General features: G+C 63.6%; 26 protein-coding genes. 11 read left to right on the forward strand and 15 right to left on the reverse strand.

The annotated features are described in order from the left end of the window. The first annotated feature begins 7 nt into the window (after window positions 1–7). The 4 genes from MJ639_RS15520 (at window position 8) to MJ639_RS15535 (ending at window position 3,092) form a co-directional block, all read left to right on the forward strand. On the forward strand, window positions 8–487 hold the full coding sequence (locus MJ639_RS15520) for a proton-translocating transhydrogenase family protein (RefSeq protein ID WP_243374697.1): 480 nt from the start codon (window positions 8–10) through the stop codon (window positions 485–487). A 2-nt stretch (window positions 488–489) separates the two neighbouring features. Then, a complete protein-coding gene (locus MJ639_RS15525; RefSeq protein WP_243374699.1) occupies window positions 490–1,068 on the forward strand; it encodes a hypothetical protein in 579 nt (192 codons plus the stop codon). Further along, window positions 1,068–2,468, forward strand: coding sequence for an NAD(P)(+) transhydrogenase (Re/Si-specific) subunit beta (locus tag MJ639_RS15530; RefSeq protein WP_243374701.1), 1,401 nt, complete (start codon window positions 1,068–1,070; stop codon window positions 2,466–2,468). Before MJ639_RS15525 ends, MJ639_RS15530 begins: the two co-directional genes overlap by 1 nt. Before the next feature lie 144 nt (window positions 2,469–2,612). Next, window positions 2,613–3,092: a GNAT family N-acetyltransferase gene (locus MJ639_RS15535; protein ID WP_243374704.1), complete on the forward strand. Its 480-nt coding sequence runs from the start codon at window positions 2,613–2,615 to the stop codon at window positions 3,090–3,092. Here the strand turns inward: MJ639_RS15535 and MJ639_RS15540 are convergent. The 6 genes from MJ639_RS15540 to MJ639_RS15565 all read right to left on the reverse strand — a co-directional run bounded on the left by MJ639_RS15540 (window position 3,087) and on the right by MJ639_RS15565 (window position 7,082). Beyond that, window positions 3,087–3,680, reverse strand: coding sequence for a nucleotidyltransferase family protein (locus tag MJ639_RS15540; protein WP_243374706.1), 594 nt, complete (start codon window positions 3,678–3,680; stop codon window positions 3,087–3,089). The genes MJ639_RS15535 and MJ639_RS15540 overlap by 6 nt on opposite strands. Before the next feature lie 20 nt (window positions 3,681–3,700). Beyond that, entirely contained in the window at window positions 3,701–4,561 is an 861-nt protein-coding gene (locus MJ639_RS15545) for a tetratricopeptide repeat protein (RefSeq protein ID WP_243374709.1), read from the reverse strand. Window positions 4,562–4,805: 244 nt separating this feature from the next. Next, window positions 4,806–5,039 carry a 30S ribosomal protein S21 gene (rpsU, locus tag MJ639_RS15550; protein WP_091137512.1) on the reverse strand — a complete coding sequence of 78 codons (234 nt, stop codon included), beginning with the start codon at window positions 5,037–5,039 and terminating at the stop codon, window positions 4,806–4,808. Window positions 5,040–5,208: 169 nt separating this feature from the next. Beyond that, window positions 5,209–6,288: a 5-(carboxyamino)imidazole ribonucleotide synthase gene (locus MJ639_RS15555; protein WP_243374711.1), complete on the reverse strand. Its 1,080-nt coding sequence runs from the start codon at window positions 6,286–6,288 to the stop codon at window positions 5,209–5,211. Between the two features lie 7 nt (window positions 6,289–6,295). Further along, window positions 6,296–6,787, reverse strand: coding sequence for a 5-(carboxyamino)imidazole ribonucleotide mutase (purE, locus tag MJ639_RS15560; RefSeq protein ID WP_243374713.1), 492 nt, complete (start codon window positions 6,785–6,787; stop codon window positions 6,296–6,298). A gap of 94 nt (window positions 6,788–6,881) precedes the next feature. Beyond that, window positions 6,882–7,082, reverse strand: a complete 201-nt coding sequence (locus MJ639_RS15565) for a YdcH family protein (RefSeq protein ID WP_243374715.1) — start codon at window positions 7,080–7,082, stop codon at window positions 6,882–6,884. A 190-nt stretch (window positions 7,083–7,272) separates the two neighbouring features. Between MJ639_RS15565 and MJ639_RS15570 the strand changes: the two genes are divergently transcribed. Next, window positions 7,273–7,455, forward strand: coding sequence for a YdcH family protein (locus MJ639_RS15570; protein WP_243374716.1), 183 nt, complete (start codon window positions 7,273–7,275; stop codon window positions 7,453–7,455). A gap of 70 nt (window positions 7,456–7,525) precedes the next feature. Here MJ639_RS15570 and MJ639_RS15575 read toward each other — a convergent pair whose 3' ends face one another. Beyond that, on the reverse strand, window positions 7,526–8,284 hold the full coding sequence (locus MJ639_RS15575) for a sulfite exporter TauE/SafE family protein (protein ID WP_243374727.1): 759 nt from the start codon (window positions 8,282–8,284) through the stop codon (window positions 7,526–7,528). Window positions 8,285–8,404: 120 nt separating this feature from the next. On the opposite strand from MJ639_RS15575, the gene MJ639_RS15580 reads away from it, so the two are divergent. Next, window positions 8,405–10,333, forward strand: coding sequence for a propionyl-CoA synthetase (locus MJ639_RS15580; RefSeq protein ID WP_243374729.1), 1,929 nt, complete (start codon window positions 8,405–8,407; stop codon window positions 10,331–10,333). Window positions 10,334–10,337: 4 nt separating this feature from the next. Next, the gene (locus MJ639_RS15585; protein ID WP_243374731.1) at window positions 10,338–10,868 is read left to right on the forward strand and encodes a hypothetical protein; all 531 of its coding nucleotides are present in this window, start codon (window positions 10,338–10,340) and stop codon (window positions 10,866–10,868) included. 90 nt (window positions 10,869–10,958) lie between these two features. Here the strand turns inward: MJ639_RS15585 and MJ639_RS15590 are convergent, their stop codons facing one another. After that, on the reverse strand, window positions 10,959–11,678 hold the full coding sequence (locus MJ639_RS15590; RefSeq protein WP_243374741.1) for a DUF1013 domain-containing protein: 720 nt from the start codon (window positions 11,676–11,678) through the stop codon (window positions 10,959–10,961). A gap of 176 nt (window positions 11,679–11,854) precedes the next feature. Beyond that, on the reverse strand, window positions 11,855–12,853 hold the full coding sequence (locus MJ639_RS15595) for an NAD(P)H-quinone oxidoreductase (protein ID WP_243374750.1): 999 nt from the start codon (window positions 12,851–12,853) through the stop codon (window positions 11,855–11,857). A 102-nt stretch (window positions 12,854–12,955) separates the two neighbouring features. Between MJ639_RS15595 and MJ639_RS15600 the strand changes: the two genes are divergently transcribed. Then, entirely contained in the window at window positions 12,956–13,162 is a 207-nt protein-coding gene (locus MJ639_RS15600) for a DUF1192 domain-containing protein (RefSeq protein ID WP_243374753.1), read from the forward strand. A gap of 278 nt (window positions 13,163–13,440) precedes the next feature. Continuing rightward, window positions 13,441–13,977: a protease adaptor protein RcdA gene (rcdA, locus tag MJ639_RS15605; protein WP_243374755.1), complete on the forward strand. Its 537-nt coding sequence runs from the start codon at window positions 13,441–13,443 to the stop codon at window positions 13,975–13,977. Window positions 13,978–14,276: 299 nt separating this feature from the next. Here the strand turns inward: rcdA and rpmE are convergent, their stop codons facing one another. Then, window positions 14,277–14,510, reverse strand: coding sequence for a 50S ribosomal protein L31 (rpmE, locus tag MJ639_RS15610; protein WP_243374757.1), 234 nt, complete (start codon window positions 14,508–14,510; stop codon window positions 14,277–14,279). Between the two features lie 254 nt (window positions 14,511–14,764). Here rpmE and MJ639_RS15615 point away from each other — a divergent pair, with 254 nt between their 5' ends. Together MJ639_RS15615 and MJ639_RS15620 are read left to right on the forward strand one after the other, a co-directional pair. Next, a complete protein-coding gene (locus MJ639_RS15615) occupies window positions 14,765–16,564 on the forward strand; it encodes an ABC transporter transmembrane domain-containing protein (RefSeq protein ID WP_243374759.1) in 1,800 nt (599 codons plus the stop codon). 76 nt (window positions 16,565–16,640) lie between these two features. After that, a complete protein-coding gene (locus MJ639_RS15620) occupies window positions 16,641–16,820 on the forward strand; it encodes a DUF3606 domain-containing protein (RefSeq protein ID WP_243374761.1) in 180 nt (59 codons plus the stop codon). Window positions 16,821–16,823: 3 nt separating this feature from the next. Here MJ639_RS15620 and MJ639_RS15625 read toward each other — a convergent pair whose 3' ends face one another. From MJ639_RS15625 to MJ639_RS15645, 5 genes are all read right to left on the reverse strand, one after another. Beyond that, window positions 16,824–17,852, reverse strand: a complete 1,029-nt coding sequence (locus MJ639_RS15625) for a peptidoglycan -binding protein (RefSeq protein WP_243374763.1) — start codon at window positions 17,850–17,852, stop codon at window positions 16,824–16,826. Then, on the reverse strand, window positions 17,852–18,811 hold the full coding sequence (locus MJ639_RS15630) for a MotA/TolQ/ExbB proton channel family protein (protein ID WP_243374765.1): 960 nt from the start codon (window positions 18,809–18,811) through the stop codon (window positions 17,852–17,854). The genes MJ639_RS15625 and MJ639_RS15630 overlap by 1 nt, the downstream gene beginning before the upstream one ends. Window positions 18,812–18,981: 170 nt before the next feature. Then, complete coding sequence (locus MJ639_RS15635) at window positions 18,982–19,776, reverse strand: inositol monophosphatase family protein (RefSeq protein WP_243374767.1); 795 nt, start codon at window positions 19,774–19,776, stop codon at window positions 18,982–18,984. A gap of 314 nt (window positions 19,777–20,090) precedes the next feature. Next, entirely contained in the window at window positions 20,091–20,987 is an 897-nt protein-coding gene (locus MJ639_RS15640; protein ID WP_243374769.1) for a tetratricopeptide repeat protein, read from the reverse strand. Beyond that, window positions 20,987–21,649, reverse strand: a complete 663-nt coding sequence (locus MJ639_RS15645) for a thiamine phosphate synthase (protein ID WP_243374771.1) — start codon at window positions 21,647–21,649, stop codon at window positions 20,987–20,989. The genes MJ639_RS15640 and MJ639_RS15645 overlap by 1 nt, the downstream gene beginning before the upstream one ends. Window positions 21,650–21,729 lie beyond the last annotated feature (80 nt).

The following is a 21,729-nucleotide window of genomic DNA, read 5'->3' on the forward strand; positions in this document are numbered from 1 at the left end:
AACCCTCATGGCGACACTCACGCCCGAACAGGCTGTCGAGCAGGCCCGCGCAGCCGCGGAAACCGCCCAGCGCGCGGCCGATACCGCGCAGGCCCTGGCTGATCAGGTGGCTGCTGCCGCAGGCGCGGCCGTTTCCACCGTCACGCATGGTGCGGTGGATCCTACCGTGTTTCAGCTGGCCATCTTCGTGCTGGCGATCTTCGTCGGCTATTACGTGGTTTGGCAGGTGACGCCTGCGCTGCACACGCCGCTCATGTCGGTGACGAACGCGATCTCCTCGGTGATCGTGGTCGGCGCGCTGCTCGCGGTCGGCGTCAATCTCGCCGACGGCATCGGTGACGGTCCGGTCTGGGCGCGGGGGCTCGGCTTCATCGGCCTCATCCTCGCCAGCATCAACATCTTCGGCGGCTTCCTGGTGACCCAGCGCATGCTCGCCATGTACAAGAAAAAAGATGGTGCGCCTGGCTCACGAGCTGGAAAGCACTGACGATGACGCTCCCACGAGGCTTTCCTGCTTTGCTCAAGGGCATGCAAGCGATGGTGATGCTTGCTGCTCTGGTCATTGCATTTGCCATGACGGGACCTGCAGAAGCTCGTGACCTGACAGCCGCCGAGCGCGCAGCACTTGATCAAACCCTGCTGGATTTTCAAAAAGCCATCACCGGACGGCAGATGGAGCAAGTTCTTGCGGTGGTTCCCCCACGGATCATGGAGCATATCGCGAAGCAAAGCTCTCTCGATACTGCAACGGTCCGCAAGGGCGTGATCGATAAGATGAGCGAGGCATTCGCAAACGTATCGATACGCTCGTTCAAAATGGACATGGCAACAGCCGACTTTCGTCAGCTGCCGAGCGGCACTCCTTACGTTCTGATTCCGACAGAGCTGACGATGGAGGTCAACGCCAAGGCCGTGGAAGCGAAGTCGCAGACCTTGGCGATCATCGATGACAGCGCCTGGTACCTGCTGGACCTCAGCGCGAAGCCACAAGTCAGCATCTTTACCCAAGTCTATCCTGAATTCGCCGGCGTTGAGTTCGGCGGCAAGACAATGAAGGCGGTGCCCTGATGGTATCTGCAAATACCTCCAATCTTCTCTATCTCGTCTCCGGCGTCCTCTTCATTCTGGCGCTGCGAGGCCTGTCTCATCCCACCACGTCGCGCCAGGGCAATCTGTTCGGCATGGTGGGCATGGCCATCGCCATCCTCACCACGCTCATGGTGGCTCCCCCGAACGGCTTCGGCGGCTGGTTCCTGGCCTTCTGGGGTCTCGTGATCGGCGGCACCATCGGCGCGACGGTGGCTCGCCGCGTGCCCATGACGGCGATGCCGCAGCTTGTCGCCGCCTTCCACTCGCTCGTCGGTCTCGCCGCCGTGCTGGTTGCGGCAGGCGCGCTCTATGCGCCGCAGGCCTTCGGCATCGGCGTGGCCGGTGCGATCCATGGCGGTTCGCTCTTCGAGATGGCGCTGGGTGTCGCCATCGGCGCGATCACCTTCACCGGCTCCGTGATCGCGTTCCTGAAGCTCGACGGACGCATGTCCGGCAAGCCGATCCTGCTGCCCTCGCGCCACCTCATCAATATCGGCCTGGGACTGGCGCTGCTGGTGCTGCTCGTCATGTTCATCCGCACCGAGAGCCACGCCATATTCTGGCTCATCGTGTTGGTGAGCTTCGTGCTCGGCGTCACGCTCATCATCCCCATCGGCGGCGCGGACATGCCGGTCGTGGTGTCGATGCTCAATTCCTATTCGGGCTGGGCAGCCGCAGGCATCGGCTTCACGCTGGGTAACCTCGCGCTCATCATCACCGGTGCGCTGGTGGGCTCGTCCGGTGCGATCCTGTCCTACATCATGTGCAAGGGCATGAACCGCAGCTTCATCTCAGTCATCCTCGGCGGCTTCGGCGGCGAGACGGCTGCTGCAGCCGGCGGCGCTGCCGAGACGCGCCCCGTGAAGCATGGCTCCGCGGACGATGCGGCCTTCATCATGAAGAACGCCTCGAAGGTCATCATCGTGCCGGGCTATGGCATGGCGGTGGCGCAGGCGCAGCACGCGCTTCGCGAGATGGCGGACGAACTGAAGGCTGAAGGCGTGGAAGTGAAATACGCCATTCACCCGGTGGCGGGCCGTATGCCCGGCCACATGAACGTGCTGCTCGCGGAAGCCAACGTGCCTTACGACGAGGTGTTCGAGCTGGAAGACATCAACGGCGAATTCGCGCAGGCCGACGTGGCCTTCGTGATCGGCGCGAACGACGTCACGAACCCGGCGGCGAAGACGGATCCCGCATCGCCAATCTTCGGCATGCCGATCCTCGACGTGGAGAAGGCCAAGACCGTGCTCTTCATCAAGCGCGGCATGGGCTCAGGCTATGCGGGCGTCGAGAACGAGCTGTTCTTCCGCGACAACACCATGATGCTCTTCGGAGATGCCAAGAAGGTGGTGGACGAGGTTCTGAAGAACCTTTGATCTGACATCGCATCGGATTGCAGAATGCCCGGCCTAGTGCCGGGCATTTTCGTTTTGGCCCTTTCAAAGGCGATGTTTCGGGAATGACGAAGCCTCCGAAAGCTGGTTTAAGGAAGGCGACTTTCGGTTGTCTTCAGGTTTGCCATGTCCTCGATCTCTCTCCGCACCGCTCTCCCGCAAGACCGCGACATTGTCGTCGAGCTGATCCATCAGCTCAATGTGTTCGAGGCCGATCTGGTGGGCGACCGGCGGCGTGACCATGCCGGGGCGAATGCCTATTACGACGAGCTCATCGCGCGCCTCACCCAGCGCAACGGACGCATCGTGCTGGCCGAGGAGAACGGCGTCGTCGTTGGCGCCATGGGCCTCTCCTTCGACCGGGATGCTGCCTATGTCTCGGCCGATGTCCGCAACCACGGCACGGTGACGGACCTGATCGTGCATGCGGCATGGCGCGGAAAAGGCATCGGCCAGATGCTCCTGAACGAGGCCGAACGGCTGACGAAGGAAGCAGGCCTCAAGCGTCTCATGATCGGCGCTCTCGTCGCCAATGACCGCGCGGTTCGCACCTATACGCAATTCGGCTTCGAGCCTTACGTGGCGTTCCTGAAGAAGGAGCTATGACGCAGGCTCAAGAGCCGCGTCGATGAATGTGAGCTTTGGCCAGCGGGCCGCCCAATCCTTGGAGCGGATGCGCTCGCGGTAGATATTCATCTTGTGCGCGAAAGCGGGGGGCGGTCTCACGATGAGATTGACGAGATCCTCGATGCCGTGGGGTGCCATCACCTCAACTCGGCCACGCACCATTCTCGCGGCGATGGCTGTTGCCGTCTCCGGCCAGCAAGCGATGGCCTCATATGTGCTCCGGTACGGTGCATCTCCGTTGCGCTGATACATCCGAGCTTGGTTGCGCACCTGCCAGGGAATATCCGAAGCCAGATCGCGCAGGCGATCCTCGATCGCCAGGTCCTGCGCCTCGCTCGCATCGGCATGGTCGAGAAAAACCACGTCAACATCGTTGAGACGCGAGACATCCACCTCGCGTCCGTGAAGCGCATCCCACACAGCGTTGCGAATGAGGCCGGCACCGATCCATGCATCCGGGAGATCGAGGCTCTCCACATGCAAAAGAAGCGCATGCAGGCTCGCATGCGCTTCGAGAAATCGTGCGATGTCGGAAAGGTCGCGAAAGTGAGGGGCGGCGAATGTCATGCCGCGCCTCTCTCCACCGATCAGCGGAACAGACCCGCCACGCCGCCCTGGAGGCGGGAGCTGCCCTGACGTGCCACCGAGTTCGATGAGTCGAGGGCGAGAGCGCGGGAATAGCTCTCGACGGCGCCCTGCTTGTCACCCTTGCGTTCCATCGCCACGCCGCGCCAAGCCCAGGAATCGGCGTCCTTGTTGTTGACGTTGAGGGCCGCGTTGAAGTCCTCGATGGCCTTGTCGAACTGGTTCGTCGCCACGTAGCTCTGGCCGCGGGCGGCATAGGGGGCCGCCACGAAGGGGTTGCGGTCGATGGTGGCGTCGAAATCCAGGATTGCCTGCGGGTGCATGTTCTGGCGCTGATAGAGCAGGCCGCGCGAATGGAGCGCCTCAGCCGATTCGGGCAGAAGGCGGGTGGCCATGTTCAGGTCGTTCAGGGCTTCCTGGAAATTGTTCTGGGCGCGCAGCAGGTTGGCGCGGCCGATATAGGCCGGTCCGTAATTCGGGTCCGCCTGGATTGAACGGGTGAAATCCGAGAGTGCCTGGTCGTTGCGGCCCGTCTGGCGAAGGGCCAGCGCGCGGTTCGTATAGGCCGGGGCGTAATTGGGATCGAGCTGGATCGCCTTCGTGAAGTCCGTCATGGCATCCGAATAGCGGCCCACGCGGGCATAGGCCGCGCCGCGGGTGTTGTAGGCGCTCGGATCGTTCGGATTGCGCGAGATCACGTCGGACAAGGACGAGATATTCACCTGGCTCGTGCCTTGCGTGTCCTCTTCCACCACGGCGATGCGCTGGGTGGGGGCACCGCCCGTCGTGCTGCAGGCGGCAAGGCTAAGGGTGGTCAGGGCCAGGCTCAGGGGCGCAAAGCGGCGAATCGATGGGGCGATCACCTTCGTCTCCAACTTCTGTACTCAACTAGTGAGGGGCGGTTTAAAGGATAAACCTTAACATCCGTGAAACACGGCAACAGAAAGGCGGGGAAGAGGATTATAGTCCGATCTGCGGCAGGGGGAGGGGGTCAAAACGTCGCCGCAGAGAGGATGGGATGGTCCTGAAATGCAAACAGCGCCCCTGCTGGCGCAGAGGGCGCTGATTCACAATCGACGGGCTGGCCGTTAGGCCTGCGTATCGGTCTTAGCGAGCCGTGGGGCGCGGCTTCGAAGGCAGAAGGCCTTCGCGCTGCATGCGCTTACGGATCAGCTTGCGGGCGCGGCGGACGGCCTCGGCCTTCTCGCGGGCCTTCTTCTCAGACGGCTTCTCGTAGTGGCCGCGGAGCTTCATCTCGCGGAAGATGCCCTCACGCTGCATCTTTTTCTTGAGAGCGCGGAGCGCCTGATCGACGTTGTTATCCCGGACAAGAACCTGCACGCGAATTCCTCGTGTTTTGAACCGTTTCGATTGTGTAAAAGAAAACGAGGCGCGTCATGCGCACCTCAATCTTGGTGGGCGTCGATACCAGAAGAAGCCTTACCTGTCCAGGGTTCGTTCCGACAAAAGCGCCACGCCAGGGTGATAACGCCGGCAAAATCGTAAGGTTTCAGCCCTTTTCAGGAAAAACGCGGGTCACGTGGCCCATCTTGCGGCCCGCTCTTGCTTCCGCCTTGCCGTAAAGCTGCAGATAGGCCCCCGGCTCGGCCAGGATCCGCTCCCACTCGTCCACATCGTGGCCGATGAGGTTCTGCATCTCGACCTGGCCGAGGCGGACGGCAGAGCCCAAGGGCCAGCCGCAGACGGCGCGGATATGCTGCTCGAATTGCGAGGTCGTGGCCCCGCCCAGGGTCCAGTGGCCGGAATTATGCACCCGGGGGGCGATCTCGTTCACCACCAGACGCTCGGAGCCGTTCTCCGAGACCAGGAACAGCTCGACGGCGAGCACGCCCACATAATCCAGGGCGTCGGCAATTGTCTTGGCGATCCGCATGGCCTCCGCCTCGGTTGGGGCCGAGACGCCTGCCGGAACCCGGGTGGTGTCGAGAATGTGGTGCTTGTGCTCGTTGGCGCACAGATCATAGGCCGCGAAGGCGCCGGAGGCCGTGCGGGCGCCCACCACCGAAACCTCGCGTTCGAAGGGCACGAAGCCTTCGAGGATCGATGGCGCGCGGCCGATCTCTGCCCAGGCGGCGGCCGGGTCGGTGCCGGGCCGGATCATGACCTGGCCCTTGCCGTCATAGCCGAAGCGGCGGGTCTTGAGCACGGCGGGGCGGCCGAGCCGCTCCACGGCCTCGAGCAGCTCCGCCTCGTTGGCGAAGGCCGCAAAAGGAGCCACCGGAATGCCGAGGCCGGAGATGAAGGTCTTTTCCAGGAAACGGTCCTGCGAGACGGCAAGCGCCTGGGCATTGGGCGCGAGCAGGGTATGGGCGCTCAAGGTCGCGGCGGTCTCGCTCGGCACGTTCTCGAATTCATACGTCACTACGTCGACGGACTTGGCGAAGCGCACCAGCGCCGCCTCGTCCTCGTAAGGGGCGACAGTGATGTCGGCGGCCACGTCGAAGGCGGGGCTGTTCTCTTCAGGGGCGTAAATATGCGCTCTCAATCCGAGCTGGGCGGCGGCGATTGCCATCATGCGGCCAAGCTGCCCGCCTCCGAGGATTCCGATGGTGCAGCCGGGACGGATCATGGATTTTTCAACCTTCGTCGGAGGGGCGTTCGGCGACGCTGTCGCTCTGGCGCTTGCGCCAGGCATCGAGCCGCTCTGCAAGGCCCGAATCGTGGAGGGCGAGCACGGCGGCGGAGAGAAGGGCCGCATTCACGGCGCCGGCCCGGCCGATGGCGAGGGTGCCGACCGGAATGCCGGCGGGCATCTGCACGATGGAGAGCAGGCTGTCCTGGCCGGACAGGGCCTTCGATTCCACCGGCACACCGAAGACGGGGAGGGGGGTCATAGAGGCCGCCATGCCGGGCAGGTGGGCAGCACCCCCTGCGCCAGCGATGATCACCTGGAACCCTTCGGCCTTGGCGCCCTTGGCGAAGGCCACGAGCCGATCCGGGGTGCGGTGGGCGGAAACGATGCGGGCGTCGTAGGCTATGCCGAGCGCGTCCAGGGTTTCGGCGGCATGGCGCATGGTCGCCCAGTCCGACTGACTGCCCATGATGATGGCAACGGGGGCTTTCGCCATGACATGCTCCGGCTTTCAACGCCTAAGGTAAGAGCCGGACATAACGAAGCCGCTCCCGGCAGGCAAGCATTCGGGACGAAAAGCTCAAGCCTTTTCAGGCAATGATGTCGGGCGTGAGCTGGTCTTCCAGTCGGATGATCTGGTCCTTGAGAGCGAGCTTGCGCTTCTTGAGGCGCTGAAGCTGGAGTTGGTCCCCGGCAATCATGCTCTCGAGGGCATCGATGGCCATGTCGAGATCGCGGTGCTCCTGCTTGAGGCGCGCCAAGTCCGTTTCGAGGTCAGCCTGCTCGGTCATTCAAAAATCAACCTAGAGTTCCAAGCCCCACGAGGGCCCGGGAAGAGCGCGGGATTATGCGCGCAAGGCCTTTGAAGGGCAAGATGAAGGCAGCCTCTTCACCGGTCGATTTTTGTCAATTTCGCCTTCGACTCGCCATAGTATGTCTGGCAAACTATCGCCTGTCAGTAATCAGACAGGAGGAACTGACATGCCGCTGCAGAACCATCTGGTAGAGCTTGAGCGTAAGCACAGGGCTCTTGAGCGCGAGATCCAAGACGCCCTCAACAGCCCATCGATGGACGACATGAGACTTGCAGAACTGAAGCGGAAAAAACTCCAACTGAAGGACGAGATCAGCCGCCTTCGTAGTTCAGATACGGCGGTGCATTAAAGGCCGACTTTCATCATTTCCCAAAAAGAGCCGTCGCTTCCTTCGAGAGGCGGCGGCTTTTTCTTTGAGATCAGAAAAGCGCGCTCGCGCCGTCATAGACGAGCTTGCCGCCCACCAGCACCAAGAGAACATAGACCGCCGTGTAGAAGCTCTGCCCGGACACGCGCCGCACGAGCAGAACGCCCGCCCAGGTGGAGGCGATGGCCACGGGAAAGAGCGCCGCTGCGGTCACCAGATTTTCCATCGTGAACTGCCCCAGCGCTGCATAGGGCGGCACCTTGATCCAGTTGAGGATGCCGAACACCACCGCGCCGGTGCCGACGAAGACGTCACGCGGCAGTTTCTGCGGCATCACGTAGATCTGGAAGGGCGGTCCGCCCGCATGCGCAATCATGCTGGTGAAACCCGTCACCCAACCCCAGAAGAGGCCGCGCGGCGTATCGGCATAAGCCGCCTCAGGCGGGATGGCGCTGCGCTCCAGCATCATCCGGCGGATCGCAAACGCGATGGAGATCACGCCTACCGCAAGCTTGATCGCAGCATCCGAGACCTGCGCCGCGAGAAGATATCCCATGAGAACACCCAGGGTCGCGCCTGCGATCAGCAGCACTACGTTCCGCTTGTCCCAGGTGTGCCTGTAGGCCCAGACGGACACCACATCCTGCACGATCAGGATCGGCAGCGTGATGGCGGCGGCCTGCACCGGCGAGACCGCCAGCGCCATCAGCGGCAGGGAGAGAAGCCCCAGCCCCGATAAACCGCCCTTGGCAAGTCCCATGAGCGTGACGGCCGGAATGGCGGCGGCGTAGAAAAGCGGATTGGTAATCATCGAAGTCTAAGAACTCGCCGAAAGTCGAGTGGCCGAAAGTCGTTCCTGACCACAGTTGCTTTGCCTGCTACCACAACGGCACGCTCAAGTCTCATGCGGTGAAAGCAACGGGGAAGCGCCATGACATCAACCCAAGGCTCATCAACCCAAGGCCGCTATCGTGAGGTCTATGCCCGCTGGAAATCCGATCCGGAAGGGTTCTGGCGCGAGGCCGCCCGGGAGATCGACTGGTTCAAGCCCGCCGACAAGGTGTTCAACCCGCAATCGGGCGCCTATGGCCGCTGGTTCGAAGGCGCGGAATGCAACACCTGCTACAACGCCGTCGACCGTCACGCGGCGACGCGCGGCGATCAGGCCGCGATCATCTACGACAGCCCGGTCACGAATTCCAAGCGCAGCATCTCTTACGCCGAGTTGAAAGATGAGGTCTCCGCGCTCGCCGCCGTGCTGCAAAGCATGGGCGTCGAGAAAGGCGACCGCGTGATCGTCTACATGCCGATGATCCCGGAAGCGGCTTTCGCGATGCTCGCCTGCGCGCGCATCGGCGCGATCCATTCCGTGGTGTTCGGCGGTTTCGCCGCGAAGGAGCTCGCGACCCGCATCGACGATGCGAAGCCGAAGGTCATTCTCTCCGCGTCATGCGGCATCGAAGGCGCAAAGGTTGTTCCTTACAAGCCGCTGCTCGACGAGGCGATCCAGCTCTCCTCGACCAAGCCCGATGCATGCCTGATCCATCAGCGCCCGCAGCTCGAATGCCCGCGCATCGAGGGCCGCGATCTCGATTGGGCGCAGGAAGTCGCGAAAGCGAAATCGGAAAACAGACGTGCCGAATGCGTGCCCGTCGCCGCCACCGATCCGCTCTACGTGCTCTACACGTCGGGCACCACCGGCAAGCCGAAAGGCGTGGTGCGCGACAATGGCGGCCACATGGTCGCGCTCAAATGGAGCATGAGCAATTTCTTCGGCGTGAAGCCCGGCGAAGTGTTCTGGGCCGCGTCCGATGTGGGTTGGGTGGTCGGCCATTCCTACATCGTCTACGCGCCGCTGCTGCATGGCTGCACGGCCATTCTCTACGAGGGCAAACCGGTCGGCACGCCGGATGCGGGCGCGTATTGGCGCGTGATTTCCGATCATGGCGTCGTGACGCTGTTCACCGCGCCCACGGCGTTTCGTGCGATCAAGAAGGAAGATTCAAAAGCGGAACTCCTCAAGAAATACGACATGTCCTCGTTCCGCGCGCTGTTCCTCGCAGGCGAGCGCGCCGATCCCGATACGGTCAAATGGGCCGAGGACATTCTGCACGTGCCGGTGATCGATCATTGGTGGCAGACGGAAACCGGCTGGCCGGTGGTCGGCAATCCGCTCGGGATCGAAGCGCTTCCCGTCAAGCACGGCTCGCCCACGGTGCCGCTGCCGGGCTACACGGTAGAGGTGCTGGATGAGGGCGGCAAGCAGGTCGCTCCCGGCACCATGGGCTCCATCGTCATCAAGCTGCCGCTGCCGCCCGGTGCGCTGCCGACGCTCTGGCAGGCGGATGAGCGCTTCAAGGAATCCTACCTCTCCGTCTATCCCGGCTATTACAACACGTCCGATGCGGGCTACATCGACGAGGATGGTTACGTATGGGTGATGGGCCGCACGGACGACATCATCAACGTGGCGGGCCATCGTCTCTCCACCGGCGGCATGGAGGAAGTGCTCGCCTCCCATCCGGCCGTTGCCGAATGTGCCGTGATCGGCATGAAGGATCAGCTCAAAGGCGAAGTGCCCTGCGGCTTCGTGGTGCTGAAATCCGGCGTGCAGAAAACGCCGGAGGAGATCGAGAAGGAACTCGTCGGTCTCGTGCGCGAGAAGATCGGACCTGTGGCCGCCTTCAAGCTCGCCATCACCGTGCAGCGCCTGCCGAAGACACGCTCGGGAAAAATCCTGCGCGGCACCATGAAGAAGATCGCCGACGGCGACGCATGGAACATGCCCGCTACTATCGACGATCCCGCGATCCTCGAGGAGATCGGCGATGTGCTGAAGAGCCGAGGCGTGGTTGGATAGCTTGATGTTGCTCTCGATATTCAAGACTCTCTTGACCCGCTCTAAGCCAAGAGATCAAAGCTCGTGGCAAGCTACAGCCCCTATGTCCGGTCTTCGGTTCGAGAAACTCAATAAGGATTGGAACGCAGAGCCGAATGCTCCTAACCCCAAAGCGTCACTCTCAGGGGCGGATGTTCTGCTTGAATTTGTCCTCAATGCCCAACTCTTCAAACAATTCGAAGAGAACGAAATTGGAGTTCTCCGCTTCACCAAATGCGTCAAATACCGGATTGGGGCTACAAACGACGAAGGTTGGTATCGCGGGCAGTGTCGCTACAGCAAGGTAGTGCCCCAATGGGGCGAGTTTTATGAGATCCATGGTGATGATCCGGCTCGAGATCTCCCGACGGACTGGGTTCCGATTTCATCGGAGAAGAACACCTCGCGGCATTTCCTGTTTTATTTTCGGGATCAAACTTTTGAAGCTATCGCAGATGATTGGGCTTTCGATCACGAACCGCGCAATGCTCTGTTGAGAGGGGCGCTTCATCCTTAAAGCGATCCCGGATCGGTGCTGCGCTTCGTCCGGGATGACGCCTGCCGTGAGCGCAAACAAAAAGGCCCGGATCGCTCCGGGCCTTTCGTTTTATTCTTCCTCGTCGTCCGAGCGCTTGAGCTGCTTGAGCTTGGCGAAGACCGAGTTGACGTCGATGTCTTCTTCCGGCTGCGGCTTCGGGCGGCTCATGTCGGCGAAGGGCTCATCGCGCGTAGGCTCGGCGGTGGAGACTTCCGCCGGGAGCAGGGTGCCGCCCTGATCCTGCGGCTCCACATGCGGACGGTCCTTGGCAGCGCGCTGCACCTCGAAGTCGAGATCGATCTGCGAGCAGAGGCCCAGCGTCACCGGGTCCATCGGCGAAAGGCTCGCGGAATTCCAGTGGGTGCGCTCACGAACCTGCTGGATCGTGGTCTTGGTGGTGCCGACGAGGCGCATGATCTGCGCGTCCTTCAGCTCCGGATGGTTGCGCACGAGCCAGAGGATCGCGTTGGGGCGGTCGTGGCGGCGCGACACGGGGGTGTAGCGCGGGCCCTTCTTGATCTTCTTCTGCTCCGGCAGCTTCACGCGCGACTCGGCGAGCTTCAGGCGGTGGCTGGTATCGGCCTGAGCCTTCTCGATCTCTTCGCGGGTCAGCTGGCCCGTGGTGATCGGGTCGAGCCCCTTGATGCCTGCCGCGACTTCGCCGTCGGCGATGCCCTTCACCTCGAGCGGGTGGAGCTTGCAGAAATCGGCGATCTGGTCGAACGACAGCGACGTGTTCTCGACGAGCCAAACGGCCGTCGCCTTCGGCATCAGCGGTCCCTGGGACATGGGGTGAACCTCCTTCGAGCCGGGCACCGGACATCGGCGCCGCACGGCAAAACTCTCTTGCGCTCCGAACCGGTGGGCCCGGAGCATCTCGTCTCACGATGTGAGGGAAACGGGGTGATTATAGGGAGCGTCGGGCGATGTTGCAAACTTTAACGCATTGGACCCCAAAGGAACCCTTAGACCTTCAGCACGATCTTCCCGATATGCTCGCCCCCGTCCATCCGGGCATGGGCCTTGGCCACATCCTCCAGGGGATAGGTCGAATCCATCGCCGGCCTGCAGAGCCCTTGGGCCAGCAGAGGCAGAACCTTGGCCTCGAGAGCCTGGGCGATGGCTGCTTTCTCCAAAACTGAGCGGGAGCGCAGGGTCGAGCCCGTATGGGTGAGGCGCTTGAGCATGAGGCGGCGGAAATCCACCTCGACCTTGCTGCCTTTCAGGAAGGCGATCTGGACGATGCGCCCATCCTGGGCGGCGGCCTCGTGGTTGCGGGGAATGTAGTCGCCGCCCACCATATCGAGGATCACGTCCGCGCCGCGGCCGTCGGTCGCCTCCTTCACGGCGGCCACGAAATCATAATTCCGGTAGTCGACCACCACATCCGCTCCGAGCCGAAGGCAGGCTTCGCATTTCTCGGGGCTGCCCGCGGTCGCGATCACCTTGGCGCCGAAAGCCTTGGCGAGCTGGATCGCCGTGGTGCCGATGCCGGAGGTGCCGCCATGGACGAGCAGGGTCTCGCCCTCCTTCAGGGCCCCGCGTTCGAACACGTTGGTCCAGACCGTGAAATAGGTTTCCGGAACGGCGCCGGCCTGTTCCAGGGAGAGGGCGTCCGGTACGGGCAGGGTATTGTCCTCATGGACCACCGCGTAATCGGCATAACCCCCGCCCGGCACCAGGGCCATGACCTTGGCGCCAAGGCCGAACCGGCTCGCTCCCTGGCCCAGCGCCACCACCTCGCCCGCGATTTCGAGGCCGAGAATGTCCGGCGCACCGGGAGGAGGGGGATAGCCGCCCTGGCGCTGGATTACGTCCGGGCGGTTCACCCCGGCAAAGCGCACACGCACCAGGATTTCGCCTTCCATGGGCTGCGGCACCGGCCGTTCGACCAGCTTCAGGACCTCAGGACCGCCTTGGCCATCCGCGACGACCGCGCGCATCGTGCCTGGAATCGGCTCCATCTTGTCCCTCCTTTGGTCATGCTCGGCCCATATAGGGCAAAGTTGGCAAGCAAGGCATGCCGGATTAACGTTCAGACGATATCTCTACAGGAGGAGAATGCCATGGCCTTCGATCCCTTCGGCGACGAGCCGCGCGTAATGGTAAGCGCCCACGAAATCGGCCAGGACCTGTCGATGCTCTCGGTGGATGAGCTCGATGAGCGCGTAGCCGTGCTGGAAAAGGAAATCGCCCGTCTGAAGGAGGCGAAGCGCGTGAAGGAAAATTCCCGGGATGCCGCCAGCGCCTTCTTCAGGCTCGGGCAAGGTTAACGTGGTTTTAATGATTTTGCGCCAACGTAGGAGCGTCCGGTTTTCTCCCGCCGGATGGTCCTGAGTGGTCTTCCTCCCACTCTGTTGGACGCCTCCCTGTTAGACTCCCAAGAGCCGCTTTGAGCGGCTCGCTTTTTGTGGCGCGGGGACGCAACCTTCTGGCTTAACCTTAAGAAGAGGTTACCAGAGCATCCCGGCAAAGCCCGTTCTATATTCCCCTCCAGCACATGAACTTGACCCGGTTCCGGCCGGGGTTATCGCCTTGGGGAGACGGTCTCTTGAACGAGCCCGACGTGATCCGACTCGACATCGAACCTGCGCGCTTCGGCCACAATTTCGTGGGCTCGGAAGCGTTTTCCGCCCTCTTCCAGGAGGGCATGGAGCTTGTCGAGGAGACAGCGGCCTATCTCGATGGGCCCGGCCGCGAGGAATCGCGCCATCTCAAGCGCGAGGCGAGCGTGGCCTATGCCTCCGAGAGCATGCGCCTGACGACCCGCCTCATGCAGGTTGCCTCCTGGCTCCTGCTCCAGCGCGCCGTCGCCGAAGGCGAGATCACGCCGGATCAGGCCCAGGCCGAAAAGGCCCGGGTGCGCCTGAACTCCCATGAGACCTCCACGACGCTGGTGGATTACGAGGCCCTGCCGCTGCGATTGCGCGAGCTGATCGGCCTTGCGACGCGGCTTCACGCCCGCATCCTCCACCTTGAGCGCCTGCTCATGGAGGCCGTGGAGGAGGCCCCGCTCCAGCCGCAGGGGGAGAACCCGGTGGCGCTCCAGCTCGGCATGCTCCAGCGGGCGTTTGCTCCGGCGGAGTAAAGGCCTCTCAGCCGTCCAGTCATTATTGAGCTAAACCTCAAGGATATGGCTTCAAAAGCTCCTTCAGTTGTCATTCCCGCGAAGGCGGGAATCCACAACCACGACGGTTGGAGGAGGGACGCTGCGCTCCCCATCCGCTTCATTCTGCATCATTAGCGGATATGGATCCCCGCCTGCGCGGGGATGACGGCAGGGTGCATCGGATCAGGATGAGATCCAGAGAATGGGTCCAAAACAACAAAAAAGCCCCGCTTGAGCGGGGCTTTTTGCATTCCGGTCGAAGTGTCCGAAGGGTCGGATTACTTCTTGACGCCCAGGTTGCCGAACTTCGAGGTGAAGCGCGACACGCGGCCGCCGCGGTCGAGCAGCTGCTGCGAACCGCCGGTCCAGGCCGGGTGGGTGCTCGGGTCGATGTCGAGGTTGAGGACATCGCCCTCTTTGCCGTAGGTCGAGCGGGTGGTGTACTCGGTGCCGTTGGTCAGGACCACCTTGATGAAGTGGTAGTCGGGGTGATCGGTTTCTTTGCGCGCCATTGCCATAGTCCTTCTTGCGGCCAGCCACATCTGGTCAGCCCGCAGCGTAAGATCGAGCCTGAATTGGTGAATGCGCGCCTATACCCCACTTACAACCTTGAAACAAGCGGGGGCAAAGGTGTTAAACCGCTCCAGAGCATTTTTCGGAGAGGTAGGCCGCTTCTTTATCGAAAATTGAGGCACCTCAATGAAACGGGCCGTTTCCCCGCCCATGGAAACGGCTCTGTCCATGAATTCCTGAAATGAAGGCTGCGATGGCCGAATATTCTGAAGCCCAATCCCGTCCCAAAGCCGCGCTTGGTGCCCTCAAGCCGCTCGTTCCCTATGGCCTGGCCTATAAAGGACGCATCGCGGGGGCCCTGGCCGCGCTGACCATGGCGTCTGCCGCCACCCTCGTGGTGCCGGTCGCCGTGCGCCGGGTGGTGGATTTCGGGTTCTCGGAGCAGGGCAGGGCCTATATCAGCGCCTATTTCCTGCTGCTGATCGTGGTGGTGGCCGTTCTCGCCATCTCCAGCGCCCTTCGCTATTACCTCGTTATCACCTTGGGCGAACGCGTGGTGGCGGATCTGCGCTCCGCCGTGTTCCGGCACCTGACCTCGCTCGATCCCGCCTTCTTCGACCAGACCAAGAGCGGCGAGATCGTCTCGCGGCTCACTGCCGATACCACCCAGGTGAAGGCGGCCTTCGGGGTCAGCATCTCGATTGCGCTGCGCAACCTCTTTCTGTTCCTGGGCGCGGTGGCGCTCATGATCATCACGAGCCCGAAGCTCTCGGCTCTCGTGCTCCTCGCCATTCCCCTGATCGTGCTGCCCCTCGTGCTTTCGGGCCGGGCGGTGCGGCGGCGTTCCCGCGCGGCACAGGACCGGCTTGCCGATGCCTCGGCCTATGCGGCGGAGGCCGTCGGGGCGGTCAGGACCATGCAGGCCTTCGGCATGGAAAGCCTCACCGCCTCCCGTTTCGCGCTCGCCGCCGAGGAGGCGTTCGATGCCGCGCGGCTTTCCACCACCATGCGCTCCTTTCTCACGGGGGCAGGCATCTTCATGGTCTCGGCGAGCGTGGTTGCCGTGCTCTGGTACGGCGCGCAGGACGTGCTTGCCGGCGCCATGACCGCCGGGCGGCTGTCGCAATTCGTGCTTTATGCGGTCTTTGCCGCAAGCTCGCTCGGCCAGCTCTCCGAGGTCTATGGCGAGTTGTCGCAGGCAGCCGGCGCGGCGGAACGCTTAGGCGAGATTCTTGAGGCCAAGCCCGCTGTTGAGGCCCCGCAGAACCCGAAAGCCCTGCCGCAGCCGCCGCTCGGCACCATGGCCTTCCAGGATGTGCATTTCGCCTATCCCACCCGCTCCGAGCAGCGAGCGCTGCATGGCCTGAGCTTCACGGTCTCACCGGGCGAGCGGGTCGCCATCGTCGGCCCGTCCGGCGCGGGCAAGAGCACCATTCTTCAGCTGCTGCTGCGCTTCTACGATCCGCAAAACGGCATGATCGAGGTCGATGGGGTGCCGGTTACCGAGGCCGATCCGTTTGCGCTCCGCGCTCGTATGGCGCTGGTGCCGCAGGAGCCCACGATCTTTGCGACAAGCGTGCTCGACAACATCCGCTACGGACGCCCCGATGCCTCCGAGGACGAGGTGCGCCGCGCAGCCGAACTCGCCTCCGCCCACGGCTTCATCGAGGCTCTGCCGCAGGGTTATGCGACCCTCATCGGCGAGCGCGGCGTTACGCTTTCCGGCGGCCAGCGCCAGCGCCTCGCCATTGCCCGCGCGATCCTGAAAGACGCGCCGATCCTGCTCCTCGACGAGGCCACCTCGGCCCTCGATGCAGAGAGTGAACGCAAGGTGCAGGAGGCTCTCGACCGGCTGATGGAAGGCCGCACGACCCTCGTCATCGCCCATCGCCTCGCCACCGTGCGCTCCGCCGACCGGATCCTCGTCATAGACAAGGGGCGGATCGTGGAGGAGGGCAATCATGAAAGCCTGCTCGCTCAAGGTGGCCTTTATGCCCGCCTCGCACGCCTTCAGTTCACGAGTGCGCAAGAGAGCGGCATCGCCGCCGAATAACTGAACCCATCGCCCCACGCGCCGTTGGTTCGAGGGCCGACGGAGATCGGCCCTGCATGATCAGGGGAGGCCGGGGATGGCGGCAACCTTCAGAAGGCATCCGCAGGATGCGGCGCGCATCAATCTCCATGAGGATTGGGAGATGCGCTATTGGTCCGACCGATGGAACGTGCCGCGCCGCGACATCGTCGAGACCGTAAAGCGCGTCGGCCTGCAGGTGAAGGATGTCGCACGGGCGCTGGGGAAGGACCTGTGAGCTTTACCGTTCCGTCAGCTTCAGCTCGATGCGCCGGTTGCGTGCGTAAGCCTCTTCCGTCGTGCCGTTATCGAGCGGCTGATACTCACCGAAACCTGCCGCGACGAGGTGCTGCGGCTGCACGCCCCGGGCGATGAGCGCCTGCACCATCGCGATGGCGCGGGCCGAGGAGAGAGCCCAGTTCGAGGCGAATTGCGCGGTATTGATCGGGCGCGCATCGGTGTGGCCGTCGACGCGGATCACCCATGGAATATCCGGCGGCACCTGCTTTTCCAACTCGACGAGGGCGCTGGCGATACGGTCGATTTCGCCGGAAGCCTCGGGGCGCAGGAAGGCTTGGCCCGCGGGGAAGAGCACTTCCGACTGGAACACGAAGCGGTCGCCGACGATACGCACATCGGGCCGGTTGCCGAGGATCTGCCGCAGGCGTCCGAAGAAGTCGGAGCGGTAGCGGGCGAGTTCCTGCACGCGCTGGGCCAGCGCCACGTTCAGGCGGCTGCCGAGATCGGCGATGCGGGCCTGGCTTTCCTTGTCTCGGTTTTCGGAAGCATTGAGCGCCTCTTCCAGCGCCGCGAGCTGGCGGCGCATGGCGGCGATCTGCTGGTTGAGGATTTCCACCTGGCTCAAGGCCCGGCCGGTGGCCTGCTTCTCGGCCTCGAGCGCGGCGCTCAGCTCACCGGCTTGGCTTTGCGCCGCACCGCCCGATTCCACGAGGCCTTGCAGACGTGCCCGCTCGGCTTCCGCCGCGCGTAAAGTGCTTTGCAGAGATGAAATGCTCTCCTCCGCCGTGCGACGGCCCGAGCGTTCGAGGGAGAGGAGATCGGTGAGTTCCGCGATCTGGCGGTTGAGCCTGTCGAGCACCGTGTCGCGGCCAGACAGCTCGCGGGACAGGAAGAACTGCCCGACCGTGAAGACCGAAATCAGGAAGATGATGGCGAGAAGCAGCGTGGAGAGAGCATCCACGAAGCCCGGCCAGTAATTGAGCTGCCCGCCGCGCCCGCGCCTGCGTCCCCCTGAACTCGAAACCGGCATCAGGAGAGCCTTTCACGGGAGATGCGGTCGAGCACCTGCTTCAGCTCCTTCTCGCGGGTGGCCTGAGCCTCCACCCAGTCGCGGATCATCTGCTGCTCCGCGCGCATGTGCTGGACGAGGCCCTGCACGCCTTCGGCGAGATTGGCCATGGCCTGCGTCGCCGCGCGCCCACCCGCGCCATCGTTCACGGCGGCGGTGAGGCGGTTGAGGGCGACCGTCAGATCGTGCGGCGTCGTGGAGCGCGGAAGCGCATCGGTGGGCGTGTCGGAGGTGGTGGTGGCGAGCCAATCCTCCAGCTCCGTATAGAAGCGGTTCTGCGCCTGGCCGACCTGCAGGTCGAGGAAGCCGAGAACGAGCGATCCGGCCAAGCCGAAGAGCGAGGCCGAGAAGGAGAGGCCCATGCCCTGGAGCGGGCCTGCCAGCGAGTTCTTCAATTCGTCGAAGAGCACGGCCGAATCCTGGCCCGTGCGGAGCGACCCGATGATCCGGCCGACCGACCCCACCGTGTCGATGAGGCCCCAGAAGGTGCCGAGGAGGCCGAGGAACACCAGAAGGCCCGCCATGTAGCGCAGGATCTCGCGGCTCTCGTCGAGGCGTGCGCCGACCGAGTCGAGCAGGGAGCGCATGGCCGCGATGGAGACGGAATTGCCCGAGCGGTTGCCGATGAAGGCCGCCATGGGAGCAAGCAGCACCGGCGGGGTGGGGGCGACCAGCCCTTCCTCAGTCTGGCGCAGGGTGTTGACCCAGCGCACTTCGGGGAAGAGGCGCCAGACCTGGCGGATGGCCAGGATGATGCCGATGAACATCACGCCCAGGATCAGGGCGTTGAGGCCGGGATTCGCCTGGAAGGCCTCCCAGATCTGCCTGTACAGGATGAAGGCGATAAACCCAGCCAAAACCAGAAAGACCGCCATGCGGATGAGATAGATCCGCGGTGGGGTAAGGGGTTGGTCCGCCATCGTTATCCTGTGCTCAAGTGCTTCGGGGCTGATGCAGTGTGACCGCCCCGTCCCCAAGGATCAAGCACGAGCATGGCCGCACTCTAGGCCACGAACAGGAATATCGTATCCTAAAGCATCGGACCCAAAAGTGGATTTGCACTTTTGGGACCAGTCCAATGCTCCAAAAATCAGGCTTTTGCCTTCTTGAGCAGCTTCAGAAGCTCGCGATGCATGAACTCGTTGCCGCAGGCGACGGAGCCGGTGGCCATGGGGTTCGGAACGCCGTCCGCATCGGAGACGTAGCCGCCGGCCTCGCGCACCATGAGGATGCCCGCCGCGATGTCCCAGGTGTTCAGGCCACGCTCCCAATAAGCGTCGAAGCGTCCGCAGGCCACATAAGCCAAGTCGAGGGCTGCAGCGCCGAAGCGGCGCATGCCGCCGGCATTGGCCATGACGGACACGCACTCACGCATGAAGAGGCCGTGATCGCCCTTGCCGATATGGGGCAGGCCGCAGGCGACGACGGCTTCCGCCATCTCGTCGCGGGCCGCCACGCGGATGCGGCGGTTGTTGAGATAGGCGCCCTTGCCCTTCTCGGCGATGAACAGCTCGTCCTTGGCGGGGTCGTAGATCACGCCGGCGACGATCTGGCCATCGCGCTCGAGGCCGACGGAGATCGCGAATTGCGGCAGGCCGTGCAGGAAGTTCGTGGTGCCGTCGAGCGGGTCGATATGCCAGCGGTGGCTCGTATCAGTGCCCTCGACGATGCCGGATTCCTCCATGACGAAGCCGTAGCCGGGACGGGCCTTCTCAAGGGCTTCACGCAGGATCTTCTCGGCCTTGCGGTCGGCGGCGGACACGAAGTCGCCGGGGCCTTTGCGCGAAACCTGCAGGTTCTCCACCTCGCCGAAGTCGCGCTTCAAGGATCGCGAAGCCTTCATCACGGCATCGGTCATGACGGTCATGAGGGGCGAGCGGATCATTGGACAGGTCCTGGCAAAGAGCGAAAATTCAGATGATGTGGTCGATGAACCACGGGAGGGGCGGCGTCAAGCGGGGGATAACCGGGCCGGTGCCCAAATGATCCCTCATCTGTGCGATTTGGGGCTCCCGGACGTGGCGCTCTGCTCTCTACTGTCATCCCCGCGCAGGCGGGGATCCATAACCACGACGTTTGAGAATGAAGCGGAAGCCGTAGCGCTTTGTCCTGGGTCGTTAGCGGATATGGATTTCCACGCCTCCGGCGCGGCCCTTCGGGTCCGCTTTCGCGGGAATGACATGCGGAGGTGCCTGCACCTTACCGCACCCCGAGACGCTGGGCGACGAGCCTTTCGGCGCGGGTGCGCTCCTCGGCGGTCAGCTCTTTGAAGGCGTTGTCGAGCCAGGGATCGGCGAGGCCTTGGGCGGCGGCGAGGATGTGCCAGGCTGCTGCATCGACCTTGTTGGCGGGAACGCCCCTGCCGACGACGAGCAGGCGCGCCAGACGGTTCTGGGCGATGGCGTTGCCCTTGGCGGCAGCGCGGCGGAAATAACGGGCGGCCTGGGATTCGGAGGCCGTTACGCCCTCGCCGTTGAAGAGCAGAATGGCGTATTCCACTTCGCCCACGGAGCTGCCGTTCTTCGCAGCGCGCTCGAAGAGACGGGCGGCCTCGGAGGCGTCCTTCGCGACGCCTCGGCCCTTGAGATAGAGAACGCCGAGCGCATGCTGCGCATCGGGAATTTCCGCATCCGCCGCCTTGCGTAGGAGTTCGACCGCCTGCTCCATGTCCATGTCGGAGCCGCTGGTCAGAAGCAGCAGGGCGAGGTTATGGCTGGCGACCGGATTGCCCTTGGCGGCGGCCTCTTCGAGCCAGGCTTTCCCTTGAGCAGGGTTCTTCGGCATGCCGCGCCCGTCGAGGGCCATCAGGCCTAGGGACGATAGGGCGTTGGCGTCACCGAGCCGCGCCGCGATCTGATACCACTCGGCCGCCTTCTTCGCGTCCAGCCCCACACCGAGGCCCTGGTTGTAGAGCTCGCCCAGAAGCGTCATGGCGGGAGCATCGTTCTTGTTTTTCTCGATCCGCAGGGTCGCTTCGCGGAAGGCCGTCAGGTAGTGGCCGCGCTGATAGGCGCCATAGGCGAGGTCGGGCTGTGCCGCCCGGACTCCGGCAAGGGAGGCCAGCAGCAGGACGCCGCCGATGAGGGAAGCCCGCATCAACGGGACAACTCCGTCCGCTCAAGGATTTCGGCTGCGGCCTTCACGGCGGCGGCAACTCCCTGTGGGTGGTTCCAGACTGCATCGCCCAGCGCCACGAACTCGGATTGCGTCAGGCTCAGCGCCTCCACGGCCTCCAGGCTCGGCGCATAGGCCACGCAGGGCGTCTCGAAAATCTCGGCCCACCAGGCGGCGCGCTCGATGACGCTTTCCAGGGAGGGGAGGGAGCCGTCGCGGCGGGGCTCGCCGAACAGCAGGTAATCGACGCCAGCCTCGCCAAGCGTCATGGCATCGTCCTTGGTGCGGATGCCGCCTACGCCGATGGCGCGCTCGGCTTTCAGGCGCTCGCGCAGCTCACGGATCTGGGCCGGATCGGCGCCCGAGGCCTGGGCAGAGATATGGGCTCCATCCGCGCCGCCGCGCACGGCCACGTTGGCGATGTCAGCCTCGCCGTCCGTGGTGACGATGACGGCCGCGCCATGCTCCTGGGCGGAGGGGGCAAGCGCCTTCACCAGATTGGTGAGGCTGCGCTCGTCAGCCGCGGCTAGGCGCAGCAGCACGGCGGCGACAGTTCCGCCCTTGCAGGCCTCGGCCAGCTTGGGGGCGAAGGAGGCATCCTCCAGGACGGGGGTGATGAGATAGAGACGAGCGGGCGCGGACATCGATCACAAAACTCAAAAACGTGAAGACAGACATCCCATAACGAAAACGGGGCCATCTTGCGAGGCCCCGCTTGTCGATG

It is taken from the genome of Microvirga solisilvae (genome assembly GCF_022808595.1).
Taxonomy (GTDB): domain Bacteria; phylum Pseudomonadota; class Alphaproteobacteria; order Rhizobiales; family Beijerinckiaceae; genus Microvirga; species Microvirga solisilvae.

Bases quoted from the DNA above. Each gene is read 5' to 3' on its own strand.
- MJ639_RS15620 (WP_243374761.1), top strand. From the start codon at position 16,641: ATGGCGGCAACCTTCAGAAGGCATCCGCAGGATGCGGCGCGCATCAAT.
- MJ639_RS15535 (WP_243374704.1), top strand. From the start codon at position 2,613: ATGTCCTCGATCTCTCTCCGCACCGCTCTCCCGCAAGACCGCGACATT.
- MJ639_RS15595 (WP_243374750.1), bottom strand. From the start codon at position 12,853: ATGGAGCCGATTCCAGGCACGATGCGCGCGGTCGTCGCGGATGGCCAA.
- MJ639_RS15580 (WP_243374729.1), top strand. From the start codon at position 8,405: ATGACATCAACCCAAGGCTCATCAACCCAAGGCCGCTATCGTGAGGTC.
- MJ639_RS15520 (WP_243374697.1), top strand. From the start codon at position 8: ATGGCGACACTCACGCCCGAACAGGCTGTCGAGCAGGCCCGCGCAGCC.
- MJ639_RS15590 (WP_243374741.1), bottom strand. From the start codon at position 11,678: ATGTCCCAGGGACCGCTGATGCCGAAGGCGACGGCCGTTTGGCTCGTC.
- MJ639_RS15525 (WP_243374699.1), top strand. From the start codon at position 490: ATGACGCTCCCACGAGGCTTTCCTGCTTTGCTCAAGGGCATGCAAGCG.
- MJ639_RS15540 (WP_243374706.1), bottom strand. From the start codon at position 3,680: ATGACATTCGCCGCCCCTCACTTTCGCGACCTTTCCGACATCGCACGA.
- MJ639_RS15625 (WP_243374763.1), bottom strand. From the start codon at position 17,852: ATGCCGGTTTCGAGTTCAGGGGGACGCAGGCGCGGGCGCGGCGGGCAG.
- MJ639_RS15640 (WP_243374769.1), bottom strand. From the start codon at position 20,987: ATGCGGGCTTCCCTCATCGGCGGCGTCCTGCTGCTGGCCTCCCTTGCC.
- MJ639_RS15600 (WP_243374753.1), top strand. From the start codon at position 12,956: ATGGCCTTCGATCCCTTCGGCGACGAGCCGCGCGTAATGGTAAGCGCC.
- MJ639_RS15615 (WP_243374759.1), top strand. From the start codon at position 14,765: ATGGCCGAATATTCTGAAGCCCAATCCCGTCCCAAAGCCGCGCTTGGT.
- MJ639_RS15585 (WP_243374731.1), top strand. From the start codon at position 10,338: ATGTTGCTCTCGATATTCAAGACTCTCTTGACCCGCTCTAAGCCAAGA.
- MJ639_RS15630 (WP_243374765.1), bottom strand. From the start codon at position 18,811: ATGGCGGACCAACCCCTTACCCCACCGCGGATCTATCTCATCCGCATG.
- purE (WP_243374713.1), bottom strand. From the start codon at position 6,787: ATGGCGAAAGCCCCCGTTGCCATCATCATGGGCAGTCAGTCGGACTGG.
- MJ639_RS15565 (WP_243374715.1), bottom strand. From the start codon at position 7,082: ATGACCGAGCAGGCTGACCTCGAAACGGACTTGGCGCGCCTCAAGCAG.
- MJ639_RS15555 (WP_243374711.1), bottom strand. From the start codon at position 6,288: ATGATCCGTCCCGGCTGCACCATCGGAATCCTCGGAGGCGGGCAGCTT.
- MJ639_RS15645 (WP_243374771.1), bottom strand. From the start codon at position 21,649: ATGTCCGCGCCCGCTCGTCTCTATCTCATCACCCCCGTCCTGGAGGAT.
- rpmE (WP_243374757.1), bottom strand. From the start codon at position 14,510: ATGGCGCGCAAAGAAACCGATCACCCCGACTACCACTTCATCAAGGTG.
- MJ639_RS15530 (WP_243374701.1), top strand. From the start codon at position 1,068: ATGGTATCTGCAAATACCTCCAATCTTCTCTATCTCGTCTCCGGCGTC.
- MJ639_RS15570 (WP_243374716.1), top strand. From the start codon at position 7,273: ATGCCGCTGCAGAACCATCTGGTAGAGCTTGAGCGTAAGCACAGGGCT.
- MJ639_RS15635 (WP_243374767.1), bottom strand. From the start codon at position 19,776: ATGATCCGCTCGCCCCTCATGACCGTCATGACCGATGCCGTGATGAAG.
- MJ639_RS15575 (WP_243374727.1), bottom strand. From the start codon at position 8,284: ATGATTACCAATCCGCTTTTCTACGCCGCCGCCATTCCGGCCGTCACG.